25 protein-coding genes are annotated in these 20,658 nt (G+C 66.0%); 11 read left to right on the top strand and 14 right to left on the bottom strand.

Features of this window, described 5'->3' with window-relative positions:
- The first annotated feature begins 5 nt into the window (after positions 1-5).
- Positions 6-1,934, top strand: coding sequence for an alpha-L-fucosidase (locus E2E30_RS09700; RefSeq protein WP_133189304.1), 1,929 nt, complete (start codon positions 6-8; stop codon positions 1,932-1,934).
- Positions 1,935-1,982: 48 nt separating this feature from the next.
- Here the strand turns inward: E2E30_RS09700 and E2E30_RS09695 are convergent, their stop codons facing one another.
- The 10 genes from E2E30_RS09695 to E2E30_RS09650 form a co-directional block, all read right to left on the bottom strand.
- Positions 1,983-2,864: an SGNH/GDSL hydrolase family protein gene (locus E2E30_RS09695; protein ID WP_133189302.1), complete on the bottom strand. Its 882-nt coding sequence runs from the start codon at positions 2,862-2,864 to the stop codon at positions 1,983-1,985.
- Positions 2,865-3,003: 139 nt separating this feature from the next.
- Entirely contained in the window at positions 3,004-3,447 is a 444-nt protein-coding gene (gene msrB / locus E2E30_RS09690) for a peptide-methionine (R)-S-oxide reductase MsrB (protein ID WP_133189300.1), read from the bottom strand.
- 26 nt (positions 3,448-3,473) lie between these two features.
- Positions 3,474-4,001: a DUF1440 domain-containing protein gene (locus E2E30_RS09685; protein WP_133189298.1), complete on the bottom strand. Its 528-nt coding sequence runs from the start codon at positions 3,999-4,001 to the stop codon at positions 3,474-3,476.
- 306 nt (positions 4,002-4,307) lie between these two features.
- Complete coding sequence (locus E2E30_RS09680) at positions 4,308-6,617, bottom strand: xanthine dehydrogenase family protein molybdopterin-binding subunit (protein WP_133189296.1); 2,310 nt, start codon at positions 6,615-6,617, stop codon at positions 4,308-4,310.
- A complete protein-coding gene (locus tag E2E30_RS09675; protein ID WP_133189294.1) occupies positions 6,614-7,078 on the bottom strand; it encodes a (2Fe-2S)-binding protein in 465 nt (154 codons plus the stop codon). Before E2E30_RS09675 ends, E2E30_RS09680 begins: the two co-directional genes overlap by 4 nt.
- Entirely contained in the window at positions 7,075-8,424 is a 1,350-nt protein-coding gene (locus E2E30_RS09670; protein ID WP_240698903.1) for a c-type cytochrome, read from the bottom strand. Before E2E30_RS09670 ends, E2E30_RS09675 begins: the two co-directional genes overlap by 4 nt.
- A 101-nt stretch (positions 8,425-8,525) precedes the next feature.
- The gene (locus E2E30_RS09665; protein ID WP_133189290.1) at positions 8,526-8,777 is read right to left on the bottom strand and encodes an NADPH-dependent FMN reductase; all 252 of its coding nucleotides are present in this window, start codon (positions 8,775-8,777) and stop codon (positions 8,526-8,528) included.
- Positions 8,774-9,253 (bottom strand): nuclear transport factor 2 family protein, encoded by a 480-nt coding sequence (locus tag E2E30_RS09660; protein WP_133189288.1) that lies wholly within the window; start codon positions 9,251-9,253, stop codon positions 8,774-8,776. Before E2E30_RS09660 ends, E2E30_RS09665 begins: the two co-directional genes overlap by 4 nt.
- Complete coding sequence (locus E2E30_RS09655; RefSeq protein WP_133189286.1) at positions 9,250-9,882, bottom strand: pyridoxamine 5'-phosphate oxidase family protein; 633 nt, start codon at positions 9,880-9,882, stop codon at positions 9,250-9,252. Before E2E30_RS09655 ends, E2E30_RS09660 begins: the two co-directional genes overlap by 4 nt.
- A gap of 69 nt (positions 9,883-9,951) precedes the next feature.
- On the bottom strand, positions 9,952-10,497 hold the full coding sequence (locus E2E30_RS09650; protein ID WP_133189284.1) for a carboxymuconolactone decarboxylase family protein: 546 nt from the start codon (positions 10,495-10,497) through the stop codon (positions 9,952-9,954).
- A gap of 114 nt (positions 10,498-10,611) precedes the next feature.
- Between E2E30_RS09650 and E2E30_RS09645 the strand changes: the two genes are divergently transcribed.
- On the top strand, positions 10,612-11,517 hold the full coding sequence (locus E2E30_RS09645; protein WP_133189282.1) for a LysR family transcriptional regulator: 906 nt from the start codon (positions 10,612-10,614) through the stop codon (positions 11,515-11,517).
- Between the two features lie 22 nt (positions 11,518-11,539).
- On the opposite strand, the gene E2E30_RS09640 is transcribed toward E2E30_RS09645, so the two are convergent.
- Genes E2E30_RS09640 through E2E30_RS09630 form a run of 3 tightly spaced genes read right to left on the bottom strand, consistent with a single transcriptional unit; the run spans position 11,540 to position 13,021 of the window.
- The gene (locus E2E30_RS09640; protein WP_133189280.1) at positions 11,540-12,226 is read right to left on the bottom strand and encodes a DUF1223 domain-containing protein; all 687 of its coding nucleotides are present in this window, start codon (positions 12,224-12,226) and stop codon (positions 11,540-11,542) included.
- 1 nt (position 12,227) lies between these two features.
- A complete protein-coding gene (locus tag E2E30_RS09635) occupies positions 12,228-12,686 on the bottom strand; it encodes a DoxX family protein (protein WP_133189278.1) in 459 nt (152 codons plus the stop codon).
- A gap of 59 nt (positions 12,687-12,745) precedes the next feature.
- Entirely contained in the window at positions 12,746-13,021 is a 276-nt protein-coding gene (locus E2E30_RS09630; protein ID WP_133189276.1) for a BufA1 family periplasmic bufferin-type metallophore, read from the bottom strand.
- 234 nt (positions 13,022-13,255) lie between these two features.
- On the opposite strand from E2E30_RS09630, the gene E2E30_RS09625 reads away from it, so the two are divergent.
- From E2E30_RS09625 to E2E30_RS09605, 5 genes are all read left to right on the top strand, one after another.
- The gene (locus E2E30_RS09625; protein ID WP_133189274.1) at positions 13,256-13,795 is read left to right on the top strand and encodes a sigma-70 family RNA polymerase sigma factor; all 540 of its coding nucleotides are present in this window, start codon (positions 13,256-13,258) and stop codon (positions 13,793-13,795) included.
- Positions 13,792-14,433, top strand: coding sequence for a DUF1109 domain-containing protein (locus E2E30_RS09620; RefSeq protein WP_133189272.1), 642 nt, complete (start codon positions 13,792-13,794; stop codon positions 14,431-14,433). The genes E2E30_RS09625 and E2E30_RS09620 overlap by 4 nt, the downstream gene beginning before the upstream one ends.
- Before the next feature lie 82 nt (positions 14,434-14,515).
- A complete protein-coding gene (gene bufA2, locus E2E30_RS09615; RefSeq protein ID WP_133189270.1) occupies positions 14,516-14,776 on the top strand; it encodes a BufA2 family periplasmic bufferin-type metallophore in 261 nt (86 codons plus the stop codon).
- A gap of 73 nt (positions 14,777-14,849) precedes the next feature.
- Positions 14,850-15,701 carry an MNIO family bufferin maturase gene (bufB, locus tag E2E30_RS09610; RefSeq protein WP_240698902.1) on the top strand — a complete coding sequence of 284 codons (852 nt, stop codon included), beginning with the start codon at positions 14,850-14,852 and terminating at the stop codon, positions 15,699-15,701.
- The gene (locus E2E30_RS09605; protein WP_133189268.1) at positions 15,698-16,456 is read left to right on the top strand and encodes an HvfC/BufC N-terminal domain-containing protein; all 759 of its coding nucleotides are present in this window, start codon (positions 15,698-15,700) and stop codon (positions 16,454-16,456) included. The genes bufB and E2E30_RS09605 overlap by 4 nt, the downstream gene beginning before the upstream one ends.
- A gap of 587 nt (positions 16,457-17,043) precedes the next feature.
- Here the strand turns inward: E2E30_RS09605 and E2E30_RS09600 are convergent.
- Positions 17,044-17,520: a rubrerythrin family protein gene (locus E2E30_RS09600; RefSeq protein ID WP_240698901.1), complete on the bottom strand. Its 477-nt coding sequence runs from the start codon at positions 17,518-17,520 to the stop codon at positions 17,044-17,046.
- 195 nt (positions 17,521-17,715) lie between these two features.
- Between E2E30_RS09600 and E2E30_RS09595 the strand changes: the two genes are divergently transcribed.
- From E2E30_RS09595 to E2E30_RS09580, 4 genes are read left to right on the top strand one after another with little or no spacing between them, the layout of a single operon-like run.
- On the top strand, positions 17,716-17,997 hold the full coding sequence (locus E2E30_RS09595; protein ID WP_206365549.1) for a PepSY domain-containing protein: 282 nt from the start codon (positions 17,716-17,718) through the stop codon (positions 17,995-17,997).
- Between the two features lie 2 nt (positions 17,998-17,999).
- Entirely contained in the window at positions 18,000-18,602 is a 603-nt protein-coding gene (locus tag E2E30_RS09590) for a cytochrome b/b6 domain-containing protein (RefSeq protein ID WP_133189266.1), read from the top strand.
- Positions 18,583-19,284, top strand: a complete 702-nt coding sequence (locus tag E2E30_RS09585) for a response regulator (RefSeq protein WP_133189264.1) — start codon at positions 18,583-18,585, stop codon at positions 19,282-19,284. The genes E2E30_RS09590 and E2E30_RS09585 overlap by 20 nt, the downstream gene beginning before the upstream one ends.
- Entirely contained in the window at positions 19,277-20,617 is a 1,341-nt protein-coding gene (locus E2E30_RS09580; RefSeq protein WP_133189262.1) for a sensor histidine kinase, read from the top strand. Before E2E30_RS09585 ends, E2E30_RS09580 begins: the two co-directional genes overlap by 8 nt.
- The last annotated feature ends 41 nt before the right edge of the window (positions 20,618-20,658 follow it).

The following is a 20,658-nucleotide window of genomic DNA, read 5'->3' as shown; positions in this document are numbered from 1 at the left end:
TGGAGATGCCCGTGATCCGTCCTTCGCGCCGCCGCGTGCTTGCCTCCGGCCTTGCCGCCACTGCTGCCGCCACTGCCGTGCCCGCGCTCGCCAAGCGTGCGGTGGCACCGCCGCAGCCGTGGGGCGCGACGCCGTCGAAGCGGCAGCTCGCCTGGCATACGCGCGGGCAATATGCCTTCGTCCATTTCTCGATCAACACCTTCACCGACAAGGAATGGGGGTATGGCGACGAGGATCCGGCGCTGTTCGACCCGACCGATTTCTCGCCCGACCAGATCGTCGCGGCGGCCAAGGCGGCCGGCATGACGGGCATCATCCTCACCGCCAAGCACCATGACGGTTTCTGCCTGTGGCCGACGCATCTGACCGAGCGCTGCATCCGCAACACGCCGTACAAGCAGGGCAAGGGCGACGTGGTCGGCGAGATGGCGGCGGCGACGCGGCGCGCGGGGCTCGCCTTTGGCCTGTATCTCTCGCCGTGGGACCGGCATCATCCCGAGTACGGCCGGCCCGCCTATGTCGACTATTTCCGCAAGCAGATCGTCGAGCTCTGCACGCGCTATGGCGAGCTGTTCGAATTCTGGTTCGACGGCGCCAATGGCGGCGACGGCTATTACGGTGGCGCGCGCGAGACTCGCAAGATCGACGCGCCGGCGTATTACGACTGGCCCCGGACGGTCGCGCTGGTCCATCAGTATCAGCCGATGGCGTGTACCTTCGATCCGCTCGGCGCCGACCTGCGCTGGGTCGGCAATGAGGACGGCGTCGCGGGCGATCCGTGCTGGCCGACGATGCCGAACCACCTCTACGTCCAGTCCGAGGGCAATAGCGGGGTGCGCGGCGGCGCCTTGTGGTGGCCGGCCGAGACCGACGTGTCGATCCGCCCCGGCTGGTTCTACCACGCCGACGAGGATGCCAAGGTCAAGACGCCCGCGCAGTTGCTGCAGCTGTACGACAGCTCGGTCGGGCGCGGCACCAACCTCAACCTCAATCTGCCGCCCGATCGGCGCGGGCGGCTGGCCGATGGCGACGTCGCGGTGCTCCGCGCGTTCGGCGCCGCGCAGGCCGCGACCTATGCGCACGACCTCGCACAGGGCGTAATCGCGAGCGCGAGCGACACGCGCGGCCCGGCTTTTGCCGCCGCACGCGTGCTCGACGGCCGGCGCGACAGCTATTGGTCGAGCGGCGACGCGGTGACCACGCCAAGCCTGACGCTCGATCTGCCGCCGGGACGGCGCTTCGACGTGATTCGCTTACGCGAATATCTGCCGCTCGGCGCGCGCGTGACGCGCTTTGCAGTCGATGCCGAGATCGACGGCGCATGGCGGACGCTTGCCGAGCAGGAGGCGATCGGACCGCAGCGCATCATCCGGTTGCCGCAGCCGATCACGGCGCGGCGGGTCCGTCTCCGCATCCTCGCGGCGCCGGTCTGCCCGGCGATCAGCGAAGTCGCGTTGTTCCTGCAAGTCCAGCCGGCTGCGGTCGTGCCGGTGCGTGCGCACGACGCGACGACACTGTCGAGCGCGGGCTGGCGGATCGTGACCGCCTCGGGCCCCGGCGCCGAGACTTTGCTCGACGACGACGCGGCGACGCGCTGGACCGTGCCTGCCCCAACGCCGGACATCCCCGCCAGCGTGACGATCGACATGGGTGCGGTGGCAGCGCTCGCTGGCATCAGCGTAACGCCGTCGCGGACGATCGCCAAAGGCGTGGCGCCGCCGCGCGATTATCGGTGCGAGACGAGCCTCGACGGCGTGCGCTGGGAGCTCGCGGCGGCGGGCGAACTTCCCAACATCGCCTATGCGCTGGCGACGCAGCGGATCGCGTTCGGCACAACGCGGCCGGCGCGGTGGTTGCGCCTCAGCTTCACGGAAACCGCCGTTCCCGCCGATAGGCTTGCGCTCGCAGGCGTCGGGGCGTTCCTCAAACGGTAGGGCGGCGGTCAGGGTTCGCCGGTTGGTCGCGGCGTCTGCGCTTGCGCCTCACGTCGTCCGCGATTGGATTTGCCGGCCGAGCGCCTCGGCGATCGCGGCCATTCCGCGGGCGTTCGGGTGATATGGCACGAAGCTCGGTCCGCCGGGCAGGGGGAAGCCATTGACCCACGGCTCGGCGCTGCACGCGGTGTGGGCGCTCGACAGGTCGGATGCTTTCAGGACTTCGGATCCAGTCTCGGCTGCGACGCGCGCGGTCAGCACCGCAAGCCGTCGCGCCGTGGCGCGGCCGGTATCGGCCTCGGCGCGGGACAGCGGTACGCTCGCGCACGTCTCGACCGGCGGCAATACCGCGACATAATCGACGAAGATCAATCGCGCCATGGGCGCGCGGCGATGCACCTCGGCCGCAATGCTGCGCAGCGCGGTGTCGAGCTTTGCCCAGTCGGCCTCAAGGACCTGCGGGGGCGCGGGGCATCGGCCTCCCGGCGTTCCGGATGGCGGCGCAGCAAAGCTGCGGCACGAGGCCGATCCGAGGCCGCCGATATAGCCGACATCGTTGCCGCCGATCGTGATCGTCACCAGCCCGGTATCGCGGGTCAGCGCGTCGATCTGCGGCGGCAGCGCGTCCCAGGGCCCGAGAATATGCGCCGTCGTCGCGCCGCTGCAGCTTACATCGTCGAGCTGCAAGCCGAGCTTGCGCGCGAGGAGATGCGCATAATTGTCTGTCGAACGGGCGCAACGCGTGGCGGGTTGGTCGGCTGATGACGTGACCCCGGGCCCCGCCGCAAACGAGCTTCCCATTGCGACATAGCGGGCGCCGGGCGCCACCATGCCGGCCTGGGGATGCAAGCTGGTCGTACAGGCCGCGAGCAACGCGGACACGCCGACCACCAGACCTGCCCGCCAGCGTGAACCGTTTGGATACGTCATGCTCTCAACTCCCGGCCGCCGTTGATAGCACGGGACCCCTCATGCTCGTTACGAGCCTGAAACGTCACGGTCACGCGATTGTCAAAGGGTCTGCGCTGAGCGTCCGTCTGCGGAGGAAGCGGTGGCGCAGAAGCGGCGTTCAACCCTCGACTTGATCGAGATACGCACCATAGCCCTCGGCTTCCATCGCTGCGCGGGGTACGAAGCGCAAGGATGCCGAGTTGATGCAATAGCGTAGCCCGCCGCGATCCCGCGGGCCGTCATTGAAAACGTGTCCCAGGTGGCTGTCACCGTTCGCGGAACGGACTTCTGTGCGGACCATGCCGAGCGTGGCATCGCGCAACTCGGCAACATTGGCGGGCTCGATCGGCTTGGTGAAGCTCGGCCAGCCACAATGCGATTCGTATTTGTCGGCAGACGCGAACAACGGCTCCCCCGAAACGATGTCGACATAGATGCCGGCGTCCGTGGTGTGGAGATATTCGCCCGTACCGGGACGCTCGGTGCCGCTTTTCTGCGTTACGCGATATTGTTCGGGGGAGAGCCGCGCGATTGCGGCGTCGGTCTTGCGATAATCAGCCATGGTCATGCTCCTTGCGTTGCTATCGTTCAGTCGCCCTGGCGGGGAATCAGCGTACCGGCGACGTGCCGGCGGACGATCTCGCTCACGCCGCCGAAGACGATATGCGAGGCGTAGGAATACACATTGCTTGCGATCCCGGCGTTCCACGGCGCGCTGCCGAGCCCTGTCGCGGGAACGGCGACTTCGTCGAGCACCGTTGCGGTGCCGAGCCCGAACCCCAGCCCATAGCCGGAGGTGACCGACGGGCGAAACTCCGCTGCGATGCCATATGCCGCGCCGAGCGCAATCCCGACAGCATAGTGAACCGCCTGGCCGGCAAGCGGTTTGTCCGCGTCGGCGACGGCTTGCCCCGTAAGGCTCTCCGACACCGCGTCGGCGGCTTTTTCCGTCGCGGGCTCGGAATCGCTCCCGCTAGACGGAAGCAACGGCGATACCGCGGCCTGGAACCGGTCCATCGCAAAGGATGCCACGGCGCCCGCTATCACGCCCGCTACGGCACCTCGTGCCAGCCTTGCGGCAACGCTCTCATCGGTCTTGGCTGGGGTCGAGGCCATCGCATATCTCCTGGGGTCTGCCGCGCGACAACGACGGAGCGGCAGACGGGTTGCGACGGGAACGCTTGCGATGGCGTTTTGCCTCGGCCGCTTCGGTTGGCACGCTCGACTGTCGGCTGCACGGTGCGGACGTGCAAGCGAGCGGCCCTAAGGAGACCGCTCGACGGGTCGAGGCATTCGGCCAGCTTCCAGCTTTCGTCCGGCATCGCGACGCGATGGAGCCCGGGGCAAAAGGTCAGAGTGCCGACGATCGCGGGCGATACAGGGCTCCCGTGAGCGGCGTTGTCAGCCGCCGCGAGCGTACATCTACCGCGCTTTCAATGCGGCCAGGACCGCGGCCGGGGTGATGGGAATGTGGCGCAATCGGATCCCGGTCGCGGCGTAGATCGCATTGCCGATCGCGGGGCCGACGACCGTCGTGGCGGGCTCGCCCAGCCCGACGGGCACGTTTTCGCTCTCGACGAAACTGATGTCGAGTTGCGGCACGTCGGCGATGCGCAGCGGGGTGTAGGTGTTGAGATTGGTGTCCTTCACCTGGCCCGCGGCGAATTCGGTGCCCTCGTGCAGCGCCATGCTCAGGCCCCACAGCGCGCCGCCCTGCACCTGCGCCAGCGCGCCGTCGGGATCGACGATCGTGCCGGCGTCGACCACGAGCGTCAGCTTCTCCACGCGGACGATGCCGGTCGCGCGATCGACATGGACTTGCGCCGCACAGGCCACCCAGGTCGGCATGTCGCGCTCCTGCCCGAAGCTGGTGGCGACGCCGAGCCCGGTATCGGCCGGAAGTTTTGCGCCCCAGCCGGCCTTCTCCGCAACGCGGCGCACCACTTCGGCCTGGCGGAGCGCGCCGCCGACCGCGTTGGGCGCGGAGCCGGCGTTGCGGCCCTTGCCGGTCAGCAGCTTCAACCGGAACGCGACCGGGTCAATCTTGGTGTGGTGCGCCGCTTCGTCGATGAAGCTCTCGAGCGCCCAGTTGGTCCAGCCTGGTCCCACCGAGCGCAGCCAGCCCGGGCGGAAGGTGGCGTTGGCGAGATCGTTGGCGACCGCGCGGACCTGCTGGTGGCCGACATCGTACCAATGGTCCGCACCCGAGATCGCGAAGGGATCGTATTGGCCGCCCTTCTTGGTCTTGGCGAGCAAGGTCGGCCCGGCGATCACCTGCGTCGGCCAGCCGGCGCAAGCGTGATGCTCCATCGCCTGGATCTGGCCGCTGCCGTCGAATTGCATCCGCAACCGCTGCACCGAGGGCGAGCGCACCGAATCGAAGCGCGCGTCGTCCTCGCGCGTCATGATCATCTTGACCGGGCGGCCGAGCGCCTTGGTCGCGAGCGCAGCGGGGATGATGTAATCGCCGTTCAGCCGCCGGCCGAAGCCGCCGCCGAGCAGATAGCTGCGCAGCACCACCTTGGTCTCGGCCACGCCGAGCGCCTTGGCGAGCGTCGGCAGGATCAGGCTCTGCCACTGGTTGCCGGTGTGGATCTCGAACACGCCGTCCTTTTCGAACGCGAGCGCGTTGAGCGGCTCGAGCTGGAAATGGAGCACGGTCGCGGTGGTGTAGATCTGCTCGATCGTGCTCGCCGCGGCGGCGGTGAAGTTCGGCGTGCTGTCGTCGTCGGCGATGTCGAGCAGAATGCCGCCATCGGCCTTGGCGACCAGCGCGCGGGCATGGTCCTGCAGCGTCTGCTCGCTCATGTCCGCGCCGGGGCCGGGCGTCCAGGTGACGTCGAGCAGGTCGGTCGCCCTGAGCGCGGCATAATAGGAGGTCGCGATCACCATCACCCAGCCGGGCACGGTGTCCGACGGATCGTCGAGCACCAGATAGCGCAGATAGCCTTTGACCTTCTTGGCCGCGGCGTCGTCGACCGACACGACCTTCGATCCGTTGCGCGTCGGCGGCAGCTTGGGGCGGGCATAGACCATCCCCGGCAGCTTGGCGTCGATGCCGTAGACCGCGGTGCCGTTGGTCTTGGCGTCGATGTCGAGGCCATGCGTCTCGCGCCCGATCAGGCGGCGCTCCTTGACCGGCTTGATCGGCAGCGCCTTGAGCTCGTCGGGGGTGAATTGCCGCGCGACGGTGCCGCTCTTGGCGATGTCGCCATAGGACATCGAACGCCCGCCGGCATGGACCGCGCCGCCTTTAGCCGTGCAGTTCGCGGGGTTGACGCCCATCAGCTTGGCGCCGGCTTCGATCAGCGCGATCCGCCCGGCGGCGCCCGCCTGGCTGAACACCGGGAAGGTCTGCCACACCGACCAGCTGCCGCCGGTGACCATCAGGCCCCATTTCGGATCGCTGTCGACATGGACGATGCGGACCTTGTCCCAGTCGGCCTCGAGCTCGTCGGCGAGGATGCGCGCGAGCGCGGTGCCGACGTGCTGGCCCATCTCGGCGCGGATGATGTTGACGGTGACGATACCCGCCGCATCGATCCCGAACCAGATCGTCGGTTCGAACTGTGGCCCGATGGCAGCCGCTGGTACGCTGCCCGGCACCGCCGGATCGATCGCCGCCAGCACGCGCGAGAAGCCGAATGCGACCCCCGCCGCGCCGCTCGCCACGAGGAAGCCACGCCGGCTGAACGGCGCCGTCGCTTCGGCGCGTGTGATGAGGCGGCTCATGCCTTGGTTCCCATCTCGGCCGCGGCCTGTTTGATCGCCGCGCGGATGCGGACATACGTCATGCAGCGGCACAGACTCCCGGTCATCACCGCGTCGATCTCGTCGTCGCTGGGGGCGGGGAAATCCTGCAGCATCGCCGCCGCCTGCATGATCTGGCCCGACTGGCAGTAGCCGCATTGCGGCACCTGCAGCGCGCGCCACGCCTGTTGCAGCGGGTGATTGGCGGCGGGGTCGAGCCCTTCGATCGTCGTGATGGCGGCGCCCTCGACCGAAGCGAGCGGGGTGATGCAGGAGCGCGTCGCGCGGCCGCCGACATGGACGGTGCAGGCGCCGCACATCCCGATCCCGCATCCGAATTTCGTTCCGGTCAGCCCGATATGATCGCGGATCACCCACAAGAGCGGGGTGTCGTCCTCGACATCGGTGGTCACCGCGCGGCCGTTGATGGTGAAGCTGGTCATTGGCCCTGGCCTTGCGCGCGGATGGTGGCGACTTTTGTCTCGAGATCGGCCCACGCCGGCTTGGTCGTCCGGGTCGCCCGCAGATAGGCGGAGATCCGTGCGACGTCGGCGTTGGTGAAGCCGTGCGCGAAGCCCGGCATTACCACGCCCGGCGCGCCGTCCTGCGCGCTCACCCCATAGAGGATGACGCGGATCAGATTGGTCGGATCGTCGAGGTTGACTGCGCTGTTGAGCGCGAGATCGGGGCGCAGCGGGTTGAGCTGGCGCCCATTATAGTGGCACGCGGCGCAGGCCCCGGCATAGAGCCGCGCGGCGGGATCGTAGGTCAGCCCGGTACCGATCTTGTCGGCGACCAAGGCCTTCACGATCGCGGCATCGCCCTGCGCGCCTTGGCTCGCCGATCCGTTGCGGCTGGCGAAATACGTGGCGATCGCGGCGACGTCTGCAGCGGGGAGGTGCGAGAGACCGCGCGGAACCGCGCCCATCGGCCCGGCGGCGGTGCCATGATAGCGGCTGATGCCGGTACCGAGATAGGCGACCAGCTCGGCGCGCGTCCACGGCACGGGCGAGGGGTTGGTCTTGTCGAGCGGCGGCGCGATCCAGCCGTCGATCGGTGCGCCTGCATAGGCGCGATCCCGGATCTCGGCGCCGAGCACGCCGCGCGGCGTGTGGCAGGCGCCGCAATGGCTGATGCCCTCGGCAAGATAGGCGCCCCGATTCCATTCGGCGCTTTGTGCCGGCTGGGGCTGGAAGCGGCCGGGGGTGAAGAACAGCAGCTTCCACCCGGCCTGCAACAGGCGGATGTTGAGCGGGAAGGGTACGGTGTTGTCGCTGGCTTCCTGGCGCACGGGCGCGCGGGTCATGAAATACGCATACAGCGCGGCCACGTCGCCGTCGGTCAGCTTGGTGAAATGGTCGTAGGGAAACGCCGGCAACAAATGCGCGCCGTTGCGGGACACCCCCTCATGCATCGCCCGCCGGAACGCGGGTTCGGACCATTTACCGATCCCCGTCGCGGGATCGGGCGTGATGTTGGTCGAATAGATCGTCCCGAACTGCGTCGCCATCGGATAGCCGCCGGCGAACGGCTTGCCGTGCTTGGCGGTATGGCATGCAGAGCAATAGCCGGCGCTGGCCAGAACTTCGCCCTGTGCGACCAGCGCGGGCGCGAAGCTGCCGGGCGCGGGCGGGGCGATCTCGGCGATCGCTGGGCGCCACGCGAAGACGCAGAACGCGACGAGTCCGACGACGATGACGCCGATGAGACCGAGAAGCAGGCGCTTCAGCACGGGGAACAGGATCTCATGCGCAGCCCTTCGATCGGATGATCCGAGGCCTGGTCTCATCGGCCTCTTACGCTGTCGCGTCTAGTGGCCGTTTGAGCGGTGTATTCCTGTATTGCGCAGAGTGATTTTGAGGTCCGCTGCACGCAGGACCGCAATTAGGCCTATCGCTCGTGCGCATATTCCGGGCTCGCCACGATCACCCCGTCCGCGGCAACAATCGTTGCGCGCAAGACCTTGACGGCTTCGGGCAGATCCGCCTCCAAATCGGGGTTGAACAGCGGCAGCGCGCCGAGCGAAACCAGCTCGACGGAAACGCCCTCGGGCGCTCCAGCTGCGATCGTGCGCAGCAATGCCGTGTTGATCGAGCTTGCCCGCAGGCTGCCCGATACGGCCGCGATGCGGATCGCGGTCATCCGTTTACGCCGGCCAAGCCGGGATACGCCTGCGGACGCGGTGCTGGGGCATCCCACAGGAAGCGACGCTCCCCCTCCGCGATCGCGAGATCGTTCACCGACGCCTCGCGCCGCCGCATCAGTCCGTTTTCGGCAAACTCCCACTGCTCGTTGCCGTAGCTCCGATACCACTGACCAGCGATGCGGCACTCGTATTGAAACCGCACCGCGATCCGGTTGTCGGTGAACGCCCACAGGTCCTTGACCAAGCGATAGTCCTGCTCGCGCGACCATTTGGCGCTCAGCAGGGCGATAATGGCGGGTCGCCCCGTGACGAAGCTGTCCCGGTTTCGCCACGCGCTGTCGATCGTATAGGCCAGCGCCACCCGCTCGGGGTCGCGGCTGTTCCAGGCATCCTCCGCCGCCCGCACCTTGAGCAGGGCGCTCTCGCGCGTGAAGGGCGGCAGCGGGGGCCGTGGAGTTTCGAGCGTGCTCATGCAGGCAGGTCCTTTTCGGCAAGCGCTGTACGCAGCGCGATGTTTTCGGCTTCGAGCGCCGCGAGTCTGGTGTGGAGTGGCGCAGATGCCGCGGCGATCTCGGCCTCGGTAAAGCGCGGGGTGATATGCTGCGGGCAATTCCAATCGAACGCTGCGAGGTGCAGCAGGAACACGCGTTCGGGCACGCCACGATAGCTCGGCAGGTCGAGCTTGCTCGCCAGCACGGGATCGGTCGAGAGATCACGCGCCTCGATCCGGGCATAGAGTTTCAGTCGGCGACGGCGCGGATAGTCCATCAGGAAAATCGCCACGCGGTTGTTCGCCGCCACGTTGCCAAGGCTGATATATTGGCGATTGCCCCGAAAGTCCGCGAAGGCGAGCGTCGTTTCGTCAAGCACCTTGAGGAAACCCGCCGGGCCGCCGCGATGCTGGACATAGGGCCAGCCGCTTTCCGATACGCTCGCCAGGTAGAAGCTGTCGCGCTCGGCGATGAATTGGACTTCGGCTGGTCCGAAACGGTCTGCTGGCCGGCGCCCGCCGATGGTGTCGTAAAGCCCGGCACTCCCGTTCGCTACCTGTGCCGCGAGCACGCTCGGCGTCGTCGCAAGGGTGAGAAAGGCATTGGACATGATCGAGCTCCGATTGCTGCAGGGCGGCGTCGGCGGGCGCATCGAGCGCAAACCGCCGACGCCGGACCATCAAGCGGCTTCGGCCGCCAGGACGAGTGGGAAGTCGATGTCTGTTCTCGCGACATTGTTGATGTAGTTGGTCAGCACGTTGAGCGCGACCGACGCGACGATCTCGATCACTTGCGCCTCGCTGAAGCCGGCCAGACGCACTTCGGCGAGGTCGGCGTCGCTGACCTGGCCGCGCGCCTCGTGGACCTTGCGGGCGAAGCCGACGGCCGCATCGGCCTTGGCATCGCCCGAATGACCGGCGCGGTTCAGCGCGATCTCGGCGGCGTCGATCTTGGCGAGGTTCAGGCCGAGATAGGTATGCGCCGACAGGCAGTAATCGCAGCCATTGGCTTGCGCGATCGCAAGCGCGATGCGTTCGCGGGTCTTGGCGTCGAGCGTGCGGCCCAGTGCGCCGTTGAGGCCGAGATAGCCCTCCAGCGCAGCCGGGCTGCTGCCGACGAGCCGGAACAGGTTGGGGACCATGCCAAGCTGCTTTTCGACCGCATCAAGCAGCGGCTGCGATTTTGCGGGGGAATCTTCGCGGGTGGGGATGGCGATGCGGGACACGTCTTTTCTCCGGGTAGGCGGCTGGATGCGGCCTGCCCAGGGAAGATGCGCTTTGGGCTAGGATGTGATAATCCGTTCCTTCGACACTTCACTCATGCGCAAATCGGGACAATCATGGATCGGCTCGACATGCTGCGCACCTTCGTCGCCGTCGCCGATCATGCGAGCTTTGCGGAGGCCGCGCGCCGACTGCGCGTTTCGCCTACGGCGGCGAGCCGGGCAGTCGCGGCGCTGGAGCTTGATCTCGGAACACCCTTGTTGCGGCGGACGACGCGATCGGTGCGGCTGACCGACGAGGGCGCGGCGTATCTCGAGCGCTGCCGCGCCGCGCTGACCGAACTCGACGATGCAGCGCTGGCGTTGCGCGGCACCGGTGCTTTGCCGGGAGGCAATCTTGTCGTCACCGCGCCGGTGATCTTTGGGCGGCTCCATATCCTGCCGATCACGACCAGCCTGTTGCGCAACCATCCGCAATTAGGTGTCGAACTGACTTTGATCGATCGCGTCGTCCGCCTGGTCGAAGAGGGGATCGATGTCGCCGTGCGGATCGGCGATCTGTCAGACAGCGCGCTCCATGCCCTCAAGGTTGCGGAAGTGCGCCGCGTGCTCGTCGCCAGCCCTGGCTATCTCGCGGCACGCGGAACGCCCGTGACCGTGCCAGCGCTGCATGACCATGCCTTGATCTCTTTCACCGAAATTGATCGTGCGCACGAATGGCGCTTCGGAGCGACTGGCAAGACCGCCATCCGGATCGAACCAAGGCTGACCGTCAACTCCGCCGATGCGGCGATTGCGGCTGCGGCCGATGGCGTGGGGATCGCGCGGGTGCTGTCCTATCAGGCGCTCGCGGCCGTCGCGTCGGGCCGCTTGGTCACGCTGCTCGACGAAGCCGCGCCGCCGCCCGTACCGGTCCACCTCGTCTATCAGGCCAATCGACGCACATCGGTCAACGTGCGCGCCTTCATCGATGCAGCGCGCGCGCATTTCAGCGGATTGGATCTGACCGGTCGCGCTGCGTAGAATCCGATGTCGGTTCGACGTGTCAAATGCGGGATGCGGCCACGATCCTCCCGCCACGTCCTGCTTGCACAAGCACGGCTGATTTGAGGTTGGGATCGGAATTCGTCGGGATCACCACCGTTTTCGACATCCCGTTCCACGTTCCGATGATGCTGAGCGACCGCACGACGTTGCGATGCACAAGCGTTCGGCCGCCATTCTCGCCCGCACGAATGGGAACGCTGAGCGCCCTTGGATCGTAGCGCACGAGCCAGATCGTCGCGGGCTGCGCGGTCGCGGCTTTCCCAATCGTCACCGTGCCGGGCGCAGCCTCGATGGCCGGGCCAGCCGGACCACGATCCTGCGCGCGGATTGCCGCCACCAGTTGCGCACGATTGCCGCCATTGACGGAGGCTCGGCCATTGATGACCGTCTGCGGCGTGGCGAACTGGCTGATGCCGGTGCGGGCATAATCGCGTTCGCGCTCGGTGAATTCGGGCTTGGCGAAGCTGTCCTTCCACCCGAGCTGATCCCAATACGTGACCGCGAAGGTCAGCGCGAGGATCTCCGGGCGATCGGCGATGCCGTTGATATTTGCGATCGCGGGCGGGCAGGACGAACAACCCTGGCTTTGGAACAGCTCGACGACGGTCGGATGCGTGGGGTCATTGGCCAATGCCGGCGCGCCGCTTGCGATCACTGCAAGCGCGGGAAGGAGTCCGAACTTCATTTTACTGTTCCTTTTCGGTCGGAAGCGTCGGCAGCACGCGGTCGAGCGACCACGCTCCGCCGCCGCGGGCAATCAGCGGCAACAGGATCGCCGCCCAACTGAGATGCGTCGGCCACGCATCGGGATAGACGAAGATCTCGATCGTCAGCGTCATCAGCAACAAGGCGGCTGCCGAGAACCGTGTCGCGAGGCCGAGGACGAGCAGGATCGAGAAGAGATGCTCCGAATAGGCCGCGGCGACCGCCGCGATCGCGGGCGGAACCAGCGGCAGCGCATAGTCGGTGCGAAACAGTTCGTAGGTGCTGTCCGTGATCTGCAGCAGCCCGTCGACCTTGGTCCGGCCCGACAGGAAGAACACCGCTGCGATCCCCAACCGGGCGATCAGCAGCAGCGCCGCATCGGGGAGCAAGGCAGCCGCGCGTCGAACGGTGCGATCGTACAAGGCGACGAGCGACATCATGGGCGTCTCCGAAAAAATGGCCGAGGCGCGCGGGCGACACCCCGGCTCTGGACTGGCGATCACGCCTTGGGCGTCAGCGAACCAGTGCCCTTGGGCGTCTTGATCGAGACACAGGTGCCCGCCTCGACGAGCTTCCAGGCATTGCCCTGATAATCGGCCTTGGACGTGCCCGCGCAGCTGGTGCCGGCACCGGCCTTGCAGTCGTTCTTGCCGGCAAGCGAGACCCCGTAACATTTCTCCATCGCGGGCGCGGCGTGGGCAACACCGGAAAGCGTGGCACCGCCCGCCACGGCGAGGGCGAGGCTGGCGGCGAGTGCGGCATGGGTTGGATGCACGAGATGTTTCCTTCGATGATGGAGGCCTCTGCGGCGCGTGGTTCGGCGATGGGGGACCGCCGAACCACGCGGTGACCAGGAAGGAGGCGTCGGGGCAAACCCGGTCACATGGGCCAATTCGGCGGCACGGCTGGTTCGGTTACGCAAAAGCCGGCGCGAAAGAATTTTCCGCCGCTCGCGCGCTCGGGTGTAACCTTCTGGCCATGTCGCACGAACACATCCTCGGGAGGGCTCATGCGAGCAAGTGAGGAACAGTTGCGCGGATTGATGATCGCTGGGCTCGACGGCAACGCCGACGACCACGCGGCGTTGCTGCGCTTGCTGGTCCCCATGCTTCGGGGATTCTACCGGCGTCGTGCAAGCGGCGACGGCGACGATATCGAGGATTTGGTGCAGGATACGCTGATCGCGGTTCATACCCGCCGTTCGACCTACGACCGCGACCGCCCGTTCAGCGCGTGGCTGTTCGCGATCGCACGCTACAAGATGATCGATCATTTCCGCCGTAACCGTCGGACTCAGCCGATCGAAGGGCTGGAAGACATCTTGATCGCCGAAGGGTTCGAGGACGCCAGTTCCGCGCGCATGGACGTGGACGATTTGCTCGACACGCTTCCGCCCAAACAGGCGCGGATGATCCGCGCGACCAGGATCGAAGGGCTGAGTGTCGCCGAGGCTGCCGATACGCATGGTCTTGGCGAATCCGACGTGAAGATCTCGGTCCATCGCGGGCTCAAGACCTTGATGGCGCGCATCCAGGGAGGACGGGCATGAACACCGACGACCTGATCGCGACGCTCGCCAGCGATGTCCCGCCCGTGAAGCGCAGTGCGGTGGGCCGACGGCTCGTCCTTGGTATCGCGGCGGGTGCGGCCGTGTCGGCAAGCTATGTGTTGCTGATGTGGGGCGCGCGGCCTGACCTGGCGGTGGCGATGCACGGTTTCTACTTCTGGATGAAGTGGGCGTACACGATTTCGCTCGCCTTCGGGGCGTTGGCGCTGACCGCGCAATTGGCGCGTCCCGAAACGCATCGGTTGCGATGGCTGTGGCTGCTGGCGATCCCGGTACTGCTCCTGGCCAGCGTCGGCGTGTTCGAACTCCTCCACACACCGCAGACCCAATGGTTGGCGATGTGGCTGGGCCAAAGCTGGAAACAATGTCCTTGGCGCGTACTCTCGCTCGCGATGCCGATCTTCATCGGGCTGCTCTGGTCGTTCAGGCGACTCGCGCCAACGCGATTGCGTCTGGCCGGCGCGGCGGCAGGATTGGCGGCGGGCGCGTTCGCCGCCACCGTCTATTGCCTGCATTGCCCCGAAGCTTCGGCGATTTTCGTGCTGACCTGGTATTCGCTCGGCATCCTGCTCGCCGCATCGTTCGGCGCGCTGGTGGGGCCGCGCCTGTTGCGCTGGTAAGTTTTGGCGAAGCTGTAACCGTCGATCGTGAACCCGCGAATTGGAGGAGCCAATCCGGCAAACCCCTTCCGGGAGATTTTCCATGCTTACTCTTCGTACCGGCATCAGCTTCGCCGCCGCCGCCGTCGTCGTCGCCATCAGTGCTGCGGCCCCGACCGTCGCGGTCGCAAAGGATGGCGACACGGTGCACTGCTACGGCGTCAATACATGCAAGGGCACGTCGGACTGCAAGACCGCCAAGAACGCGTGCAAGGGCCAGAATGACTGCAAGGGACAGGGCTTCAAGGCGCTGTCGGCGAAGCAGTGCACCAAGGCCGGTGGCAGCCTGACCGCGCCGAACTGATCGCGGGACTCGGCCCGGTCACCGTCAGGGGGCCGGACCGACCTTCTCTTCAGCACGGATCAGGACGGACCCCATGCCAAAGCCCATGGCCTTGCCCATCACGCCCTTTGCCGGTTTCGGACTCGGCTTGCGTAAACCGCATTATGTCGAATTTCTCGAACGCCGCGTCGCGGTCGATTTCGTCGAAGTGATTTCCGAGAATTTCATGGTCGATGGCGGCAAGCCGCGCCAGATCCTGCGCGATGTCCGCGCATCCTATCCGGTGGCGCTGCACGGCGTTTCGATGTCGATCGGATCGGCCGACGGACTGGACGGGGCGTATCTCGCCCGGCTGCGCGCGCTGGTCGATGAGATCGAGCCGTTGTTCGTATCCGATCATCTCAGCTGGACTCGGATAGAGGGCTTCAGTTCGCACGATCTGCTTCCCTTGCCCTACACAGACGAAGCCCTCGCCCTGGTCTGCGCCAATATCGGCCGCGCGCAGGACGCGTTAGGCCGCACGATGCTGATCGAGAATCCCTCGACCTATATCGCGCTCGAGGGTGCCGACATGACCGAATGGCAGTTCCTGGATGCGATGTGCGCGCGCAGCGGCTGCGGCCTGCTGCTCGACGTCAACAATGTGTTCGTCAGCGCGACCAACCACGGCTTCGATCCGATCGCCTATCTCAACGGCGTGCCGCACGAACGCGTGCGGCAGATTCATCTGGCCGGGCACAGCCGCGGACAGGACATGCTGATCGACACGCACGATCAACCTGTGCCGATCTCGGTATGGGACCTGTACGCGCATGTCTTGCCGATGCTCGGGCCGGTCGCGACGATGATCGAGCGTGACGACGACATCCCGCCGTTGGACGAGCTTCTCGCCGAGCTGGACCTTGCCCGGCGGATCGGCGGACAGCCCTTGGCCCAAGCGGCATGAGCTTGCTGGCGCTCCAACGCGATATGCGCGCGTGGCTCGTCGCTGCGGATGCCGACGCGGCAAACCGCTATGGCAGCGCGGCCGCAGGCGGCTTGCTGGTCTATCAGAACACGTATCGCGCCCAACTTGTCGCGTGCCTTGAGGAAAGCTTTGTGCAGGCGCGCGCCTGGGTTGGCGGTGTGGCGTTTCATCATGCCGTCGTCGCCCATATCGAGCGCGTGCCACCGACGAGCTGGACGCTCGACGCCTATCCGCGGGATTTTCCGGCAACGCTCGCGGTGCTGTATCCCGATGATCCCGAAGTCGCCGAGCTTGCGTGGATCGAATACGCGCTCGGGGAGGCGTTTGTCGGTCCCGATAGCGCAACCCTTGACGTGGGCGCGTTGGCGTACATCGATTGGGATACGGCGAAGCTGCAGTTCACGCCGACGCTACGCGTGCGCGCGCTGACCACCAACGCGCCTGCGATCTGGTCGGCATTGTTCGCGGCAGAAGCGCCGCCGGCGGTTCAGGTGCTGCCCAAGCCGGGTGCGATTATGGTCTGGCGGCGCGATCAGCTCTCGCTGTTCCGCGCGATCGACCGCACCGAGCGCGATGCGCTGCTGCGAGCGACCGCGGGCGTGGCGTTCCTCGATCTGTGTGCGGAATTGGTCGAGGCCCATGGTGAGCATGCCGGCATAACGCGCGCCGGGACCATGCTGGGCCAGTGGCTTGCCGACGGGTTGATCGTGGGGATCACCATCTTACAGCGTTGAGCACGGAACCCAGTGGCCGACTTTAGATTTTCTGGATCACTGCGTTGCGGCCCGAATCTCGAGGATTCGAAGTGGTGCCGGCTGCAGGAATCGAACCCGCGACATCCAGTTTACAAAACCGGAGGTTACCCATCCTAAACGTTGTCGGCAGCACATCGAAACCCGCAGAAATCTGCGGCTATTTAGGTTTTTGCTCCCGTTTCCACAGCCAGTCAAATCAAAAAGGTCACAAAATCGGTCACAAATTATCTCAATCGTCGTGCGCTGGCACAGGAGCCACGGGAGAGGACGCATCGCTGCATTTGGTCGTGCAGCGCCAGCGAACGTCGTGTGAGGATCAGATGTTCGTGGTACGGATCGTGGGCAGCCGCGCAGCGCTTTTCGGACGCCGGACATTTTTGCGAGGCCGCTCTGGCGACCCGCTTTCAAACGACACGCGCGAACGCCGCGGCGGCAACCGCACGGCTGGGCACAACGGCTGTACTCGGCGCCGCCAGCACAACCCGTTCGAGCAAGCCCGAGAGGCTATTACCGAGTCCCCACACGGGAGGTCGACCGGGGGCGGGGCGGTCGACGTCGCCGCTGGCTTACTTTTTAGACAGCTTCGCAAGCGCGGCCTTATACGCGTCGTAATGCGCGCCTTCGTCGACCGCGATCTGCCGGAACATCGCCGCGACCTTTACATCGCCATCGGCTTGAGCCTGCTTTGCGAAGTTCACATACATCGTGACGTTCTCATAGTGCTCGCCAGCCATTGCATCTTCGAGATTGGCGTCGTTGGCCCCTCCGAGCTGAAGAGCCTGTGCCTCACGGTCGAAATGCTCGTTCGCCTCGATGTTTGCCGACGCGCGGAACAGCTTGGCGAGCGCCGGTTTGCCGGCTGCTTCCGCCTGATCGGCATAGCGGAGATATTTGAGATTGGCATAGGCTTCGCCGTGCATCGCGGCTTCGAGGTTGGTGCGGGTCTGTGCCGACAGCGGCTTGCCTTCCGGCGGAGCCGCGATTGCGCTGGCAGAACAGAGAGCGGCAAACGTGGCAGCCGCTGCGAACAGGGAACGGTTCATGTCAATCTCCGGTATGCGCCGACAGCGGCGACGCCCGGCTTGTGGAGGGATGTCCTGACCCACTCCTGACACGCCGATCACAAAGTCAAAAAAAACGCGACTATACCTTTTTCGCCGGCCGTCAGCTTTTCGTCAGGCCGTGGGCGCAGTTCGATTGGGCCGGGGCAGCTCCCCCGATCACAAAGGATTGTCCCTATGACGCTTGCAACAATGCTCAAGCTGGCTCTTACGGCCTCGACCCTGTCGCTGGCCTCGATCGCAAGCGCCGCCCCGGTCTGCACCAAACTCCCGCCGGCAAAGTGGCTTACCCAGGCGCAGATGAAAGCGAAGATCGCCAAGATGGGGTATCGCGACATCAAGGTCTTCCAGATCTCGGGCAGCTGCTACGAAATCTATGCCCACACCAAGGACGGCAAGCGCGCCGAAGTCTATTTCAACCCGGTGACCGGCGCGGTCGTCCAGAACAACGTCGACTGATCGTGGCTGCGACCGCCCCCGTCGCCGCTGCGCCCACCCCTGGCTCGGTCTCCCGCCCGGTCAGGGTGTGGGATCCTGTCGTCCGCATCTTCCACTGGACGGTCGCAGGCGGCGTTATCGCCAACCTGACCTTTCTGCGGCATGCAGGAAGCCCGCATATCTATGTTGGGTACGCCGTCATCGCCGCGCTGATTGTCAGGCTCGTCTGGGGCCTCGTCGCGCGGGGGCATGCCCGCTTCGCGAGCTTCGTGCCTGGCCGGCGTCGGTTGGTCGGCTACCTCACCGCAATGCTGGGCAGGCGCGAGCCGCGCTATCTTGGCCATAATCCAGCAGGAGCTGCCATGATCGTGCTGCTGTTGATGCTGCTAGCGACGGTCGGCACGAGCGGATGGATGATGGGTCTTGATGCGTTCTGGGGCGTCGGTTGGGTCGAGACCCTGCACGAGATCGCCGCCAACATATTGATCGGGGCGGTAGCCCTGCACGTCATTGGTGCGATCGTCGAAAGCGTCCGCCATCGCGAGAACCTGCCGCTCGCGATGATTACAGGCTACAAGCGGGCGGCAGAAGGGACGGACATCGATAATGCGCCTGCTGCTGGTTGAAGATAACGCCCGTCTCGCGAGCCTCATTCGCGAGGGTCTCGATCGTCAAGGTTTCGCCGTCGACTGGTGCGAAACCGTGGACGGCGCCGAACATGCGCTGAAAATCACTGATTATGATCTGATGCTGCTCGATCTCGGCCTTCCCGATGGCGAGGGCCTGGATCTCGTTCGGACGCTCCGCCGGCGGCGAGATACGATGCCGATCCTGGTCCTGACTGCGCGCGGCGGGCTCGACGATCGGGTGCTCGGACTGGACGCTGGCGCCGACGACTATCTGGTCAAGCCGTTCCAGATCCCCGAGCTGGCGGCACGGTGCCGCGCGCTGTTAAGGCGACCTGGAGCGTCGCTTGGCACCGAACTCACGGTCGGAAACGTCATCCTGCATGCTGCCGAACGCAGCGTCGCGGTAGCAGGTCTTGCGGTCGAGGCGACGCCACGCGAGGTCGATCTGCTCGAATGTCTGTTGCGCAGAGCCGGCCATGTGGTCGCCAAGCCTGCGCTCGAGGGCGCGCTATACTCGATGGATGCCGAAGTGACGCCGAATGCGCTGGAGGCGTGCATTTCGCGTCTGCGCAAGCGGCTGACCAGCGCCGGGGCCGACGTGCAGATCCGCACCGTTCACGGCGTCGGCTATGCGCTGTTCGCGCCAGTTACCCAAACCGGCTCGACCCTCCATGGATAGAGCAGGCAACAGCAAGAAAGGACCTGTTGGGCCGACGCTGTTCCGGCAGATCGCGACACGCCTCGCCGCCTTTACATTGTTGTTCGCGTTGCTTGACGTCGGCATCGTCGTTTTCACCTACAGCAGCCAGCCTGAATCGCTCGCGCAGGAACTGCTGACACTGGAGGCCAGCAAGGCAGAAGGAGCGACGGCCCTGGCCCCCGATCTGCTTGCCGGGCCGCTTGGGGCGGAGCACTGGGCGGCTCGCTACGTCGAGCCCGATGCGGAGAGTCCCGTGGTTCTGCCATCGCGCGCCAACTCGCAGAGCGGCGTGCTAATGGACTGGACGCGCCGCGAACGCATTGCCGGTGGCTACCGAATCTCGGGGGTTCGGTCGGTCGTGCAGGACGGCCAGCAGCGGTGGCTCTTCATGCAATTCGAAGGCGACGGTATTCAGCCCTACGTGCCGGTGATCGTCAACGAGATCGTTCAGCATGTCGTCCTGCCGCTGATCCCGCTGTCGCTACTCCTGCTGCTCTTCAACGTCTTCGCGGTCCGCCGCGTCCTCCAGCCGCTCCGACGTGCAGAGGCCGAAGTCGATGCGCTCGATCCTGACAACGTCTTGCTGCGCCTTTCCGAGACTCCAGAGCCGCGCGAGGTCAATACCCTTGTCCGTGCCGTCAACCGCGCTCTGACCCGTCTCGACGAAACGATGGCAATCCTGCGGGGGTTCACCGCCAATGCAGCACACGAATTGCGCACGCCGCTGTCCATTATGCAGCTCTCGCTCGACCGGCTGCCCCCCAGTCAGCAGCGGGACGACCTGCAAGCCGACACACAGCATATGACGCGACTGGTCGGGCAGATGCTCGATCTCGCCCAAGCCGACGCGCTGGCGGTCGAGCCTGACACCACGGTCGACCTCGCCGATATCGGCCGCGAAATCGTCGCCGCCATGGCCCCCAAGGTGTTCGGCGCGCACCGCGACCTCCGGTTCGACGCGGTTGGTGATACACGGGCGCTTGGCCATGCGGAGGCGATCTATCGCATCTATCGCAATTTGATCGACAACGCGCTTTCCCACGCGCCCGGCAACACACCAATAGAGGTCACCGCCGGTCCCGGACCACAGATCAGCGTGCGCGATCACGGTCCCGGCATATCGGACGAAGACCTCCCGCACATTTTCGAACGTTTCTGGCGCAAGGACCGGCGCAAGAGTGACGGGGCGGGCCTTGGCCTCGGCATCGTCCAGCGGCTTGCACAGGCACACGGCGGCGCCATAACGGTGGAAAACGCTCCCGGCGGCGGCGCGCTGTTCCGGGTGACATTCGCCGCGTTCGAACCACCATGAGCCGCATCCGCAGAAAGAGAAGGACGGACTGAACAGCTACC

This window comes from Sphingomonas sp. AAP5 (assembly GCF_004354345.1).
In the GTDB taxonomy this organism is placed as follows: domain Bacteria; phylum Pseudomonadota; class Alphaproteobacteria; order Sphingomonadales; family Sphingomonadaceae; genus Sphingomonas; species Sphingomonas glacialis.
Note: the sequence above shows the minus strand (reverse complement) of the source record. Positions and strands in the feature narration are given on the sequence as shown.

Bases quoted from the DNA above. Each gene is read 5' to 3' on its own strand.
- E2E30_RS09700 (WP_133189304.1), top strand. From the start codon at position 6: ATGCCCGTGATCCGTCCTTCGCGCCGCCGCGTGCTTGCCTCCGGCCTT.
- E2E30_RS09695 (WP_133189302.1), bottom strand. From the start codon at position 2,864: ATGACGTATCCAAACGGTTCACGCTGGCGGGCAGGTCTGGTGGTCGGC.
- msrB (WP_133189300.1), bottom strand. From the start codon at position 3,447: ATGGCTGATTATCGCAAGACCGACGCCGCAATCGCGCGGCTCTCCCCC.
- E2E30_RS09685 (WP_133189298.1), bottom strand. From the start codon at position 4,001: ATGGCCTCGACCCCAGCCAAGACCGATGAGAGCGTTGCCGCAAGGCTG.
- E2E30_RS09680 (WP_133189296.1), bottom strand. From the start codon at position 6,617: ATGAGCCGCCTCATCACACGCGCCGAAGCGACGGCGCCGTTCAGCCGG.
- E2E30_RS09675 (WP_133189294.1), bottom strand. From the start codon at position 7,078: ATGACCAGCTTCACCATCAACGGCCGCGCGGTGACCACCGATGTCGAG.
- E2E30_RS09670 (WP_240698903.1), bottom strand. From the start codon at position 8,424: ATGAGACCAGGCCTCGGATCATCCGATCGAAGGGCTGCGCATGAGATC.
- E2E30_RS09665 (WP_133189290.1), bottom strand. From the start codon at position 8,777: ATGACCGCGATCCGCATCGCGGCCGTATCGGGCAGCCTGCGGGCAAGC.
- E2E30_RS09660 (WP_133189288.1), bottom strand. From the start codon at position 9,253: ATGAGCACGCTCGAAACTCCACGGCCCCCGCTGCCGCCCTTCACGCGC.
- E2E30_RS09655 (WP_133189286.1), bottom strand. From the start codon at position 9,882: ATGTCCAATGCCTTTCTCACCCTTGCGACGACGCCGAGCGTGCTCGCG.
- E2E30_RS09645 (WP_133189282.1), top strand. From the start codon at position 10,612: ATGGATCGGCTCGACATGCTGCGCACCTTCGTCGCCGTCGCCGATCAT.
- E2E30_RS09640 (WP_133189280.1), bottom strand. From the start codon at position 12,226: ATGAAGTTCGGACTCCTTCCCGCGCTTGCAGTGATCGCAAGCGGCGCG.
- E2E30_RS09635 (WP_133189278.1), bottom strand. From the start codon at position 12,686: ATGATGTCGCTCGTCGCCTTGTACGATCGCACCGTTCGACGCGCGGCT.
- E2E30_RS09625 (WP_133189274.1), top strand. From the start codon at position 13,256: ATGCGAGCAAGTGAGGAACAGTTGCGCGGATTGATGATCGCTGGGCTC.
- E2E30_RS09620 (WP_133189272.1), top strand. From the start codon at position 13,792: ATGAACACCGACGACCTGATCGCGACGCTCGCCAGCGATGTCCCGCCC.
- bufA2 (WP_133189270.1), top strand. From the start codon at position 14,516: ATGCTTACTCTTCGTACCGGCATCAGCTTCGCCGCCGCCGCCGTCGTC.
- bufB (WP_240698902.1), top strand. From the start codon at position 14,850: ATGCCAAAGCCCATGGCCTTGCCCATCACGCCCTTTGCCGGTTTCGGA.
- E2E30_RS09605 (WP_133189268.1), top strand. From the start codon at position 15,698: ATGAGCTTGCTGGCGCTCCAACGCGATATGCGCGCGTGGCTCGTCGCT.
- E2E30_RS09600 (WP_240698901.1), bottom strand. From the start codon at position 17,520: ATGAACCGTTCCCTGTTCGCAGCGGCTGCCACGTTTGCCGCTCTCTGT.
- E2E30_RS09595 (WP_206365549.1), top strand. From the start codon at position 17,716: ATGACGCTTGCAACAATGCTCAAGCTGGCTCTTACGGCCTCGACCCTG.
- E2E30_RS09585 (WP_133189264.1), top strand. From the start codon at position 18,583: ATGCGCCTGCTGCTGGTTGAAGATAACGCCCGTCTCGCGAGCCTCATT.
- E2E30_RS09580 (WP_133189262.1), top strand. From the start codon at position 19,277: ATGGATAGAGCAGGCAACAGCAAGAAAGGACCTGTTGGGCCGACGCTG.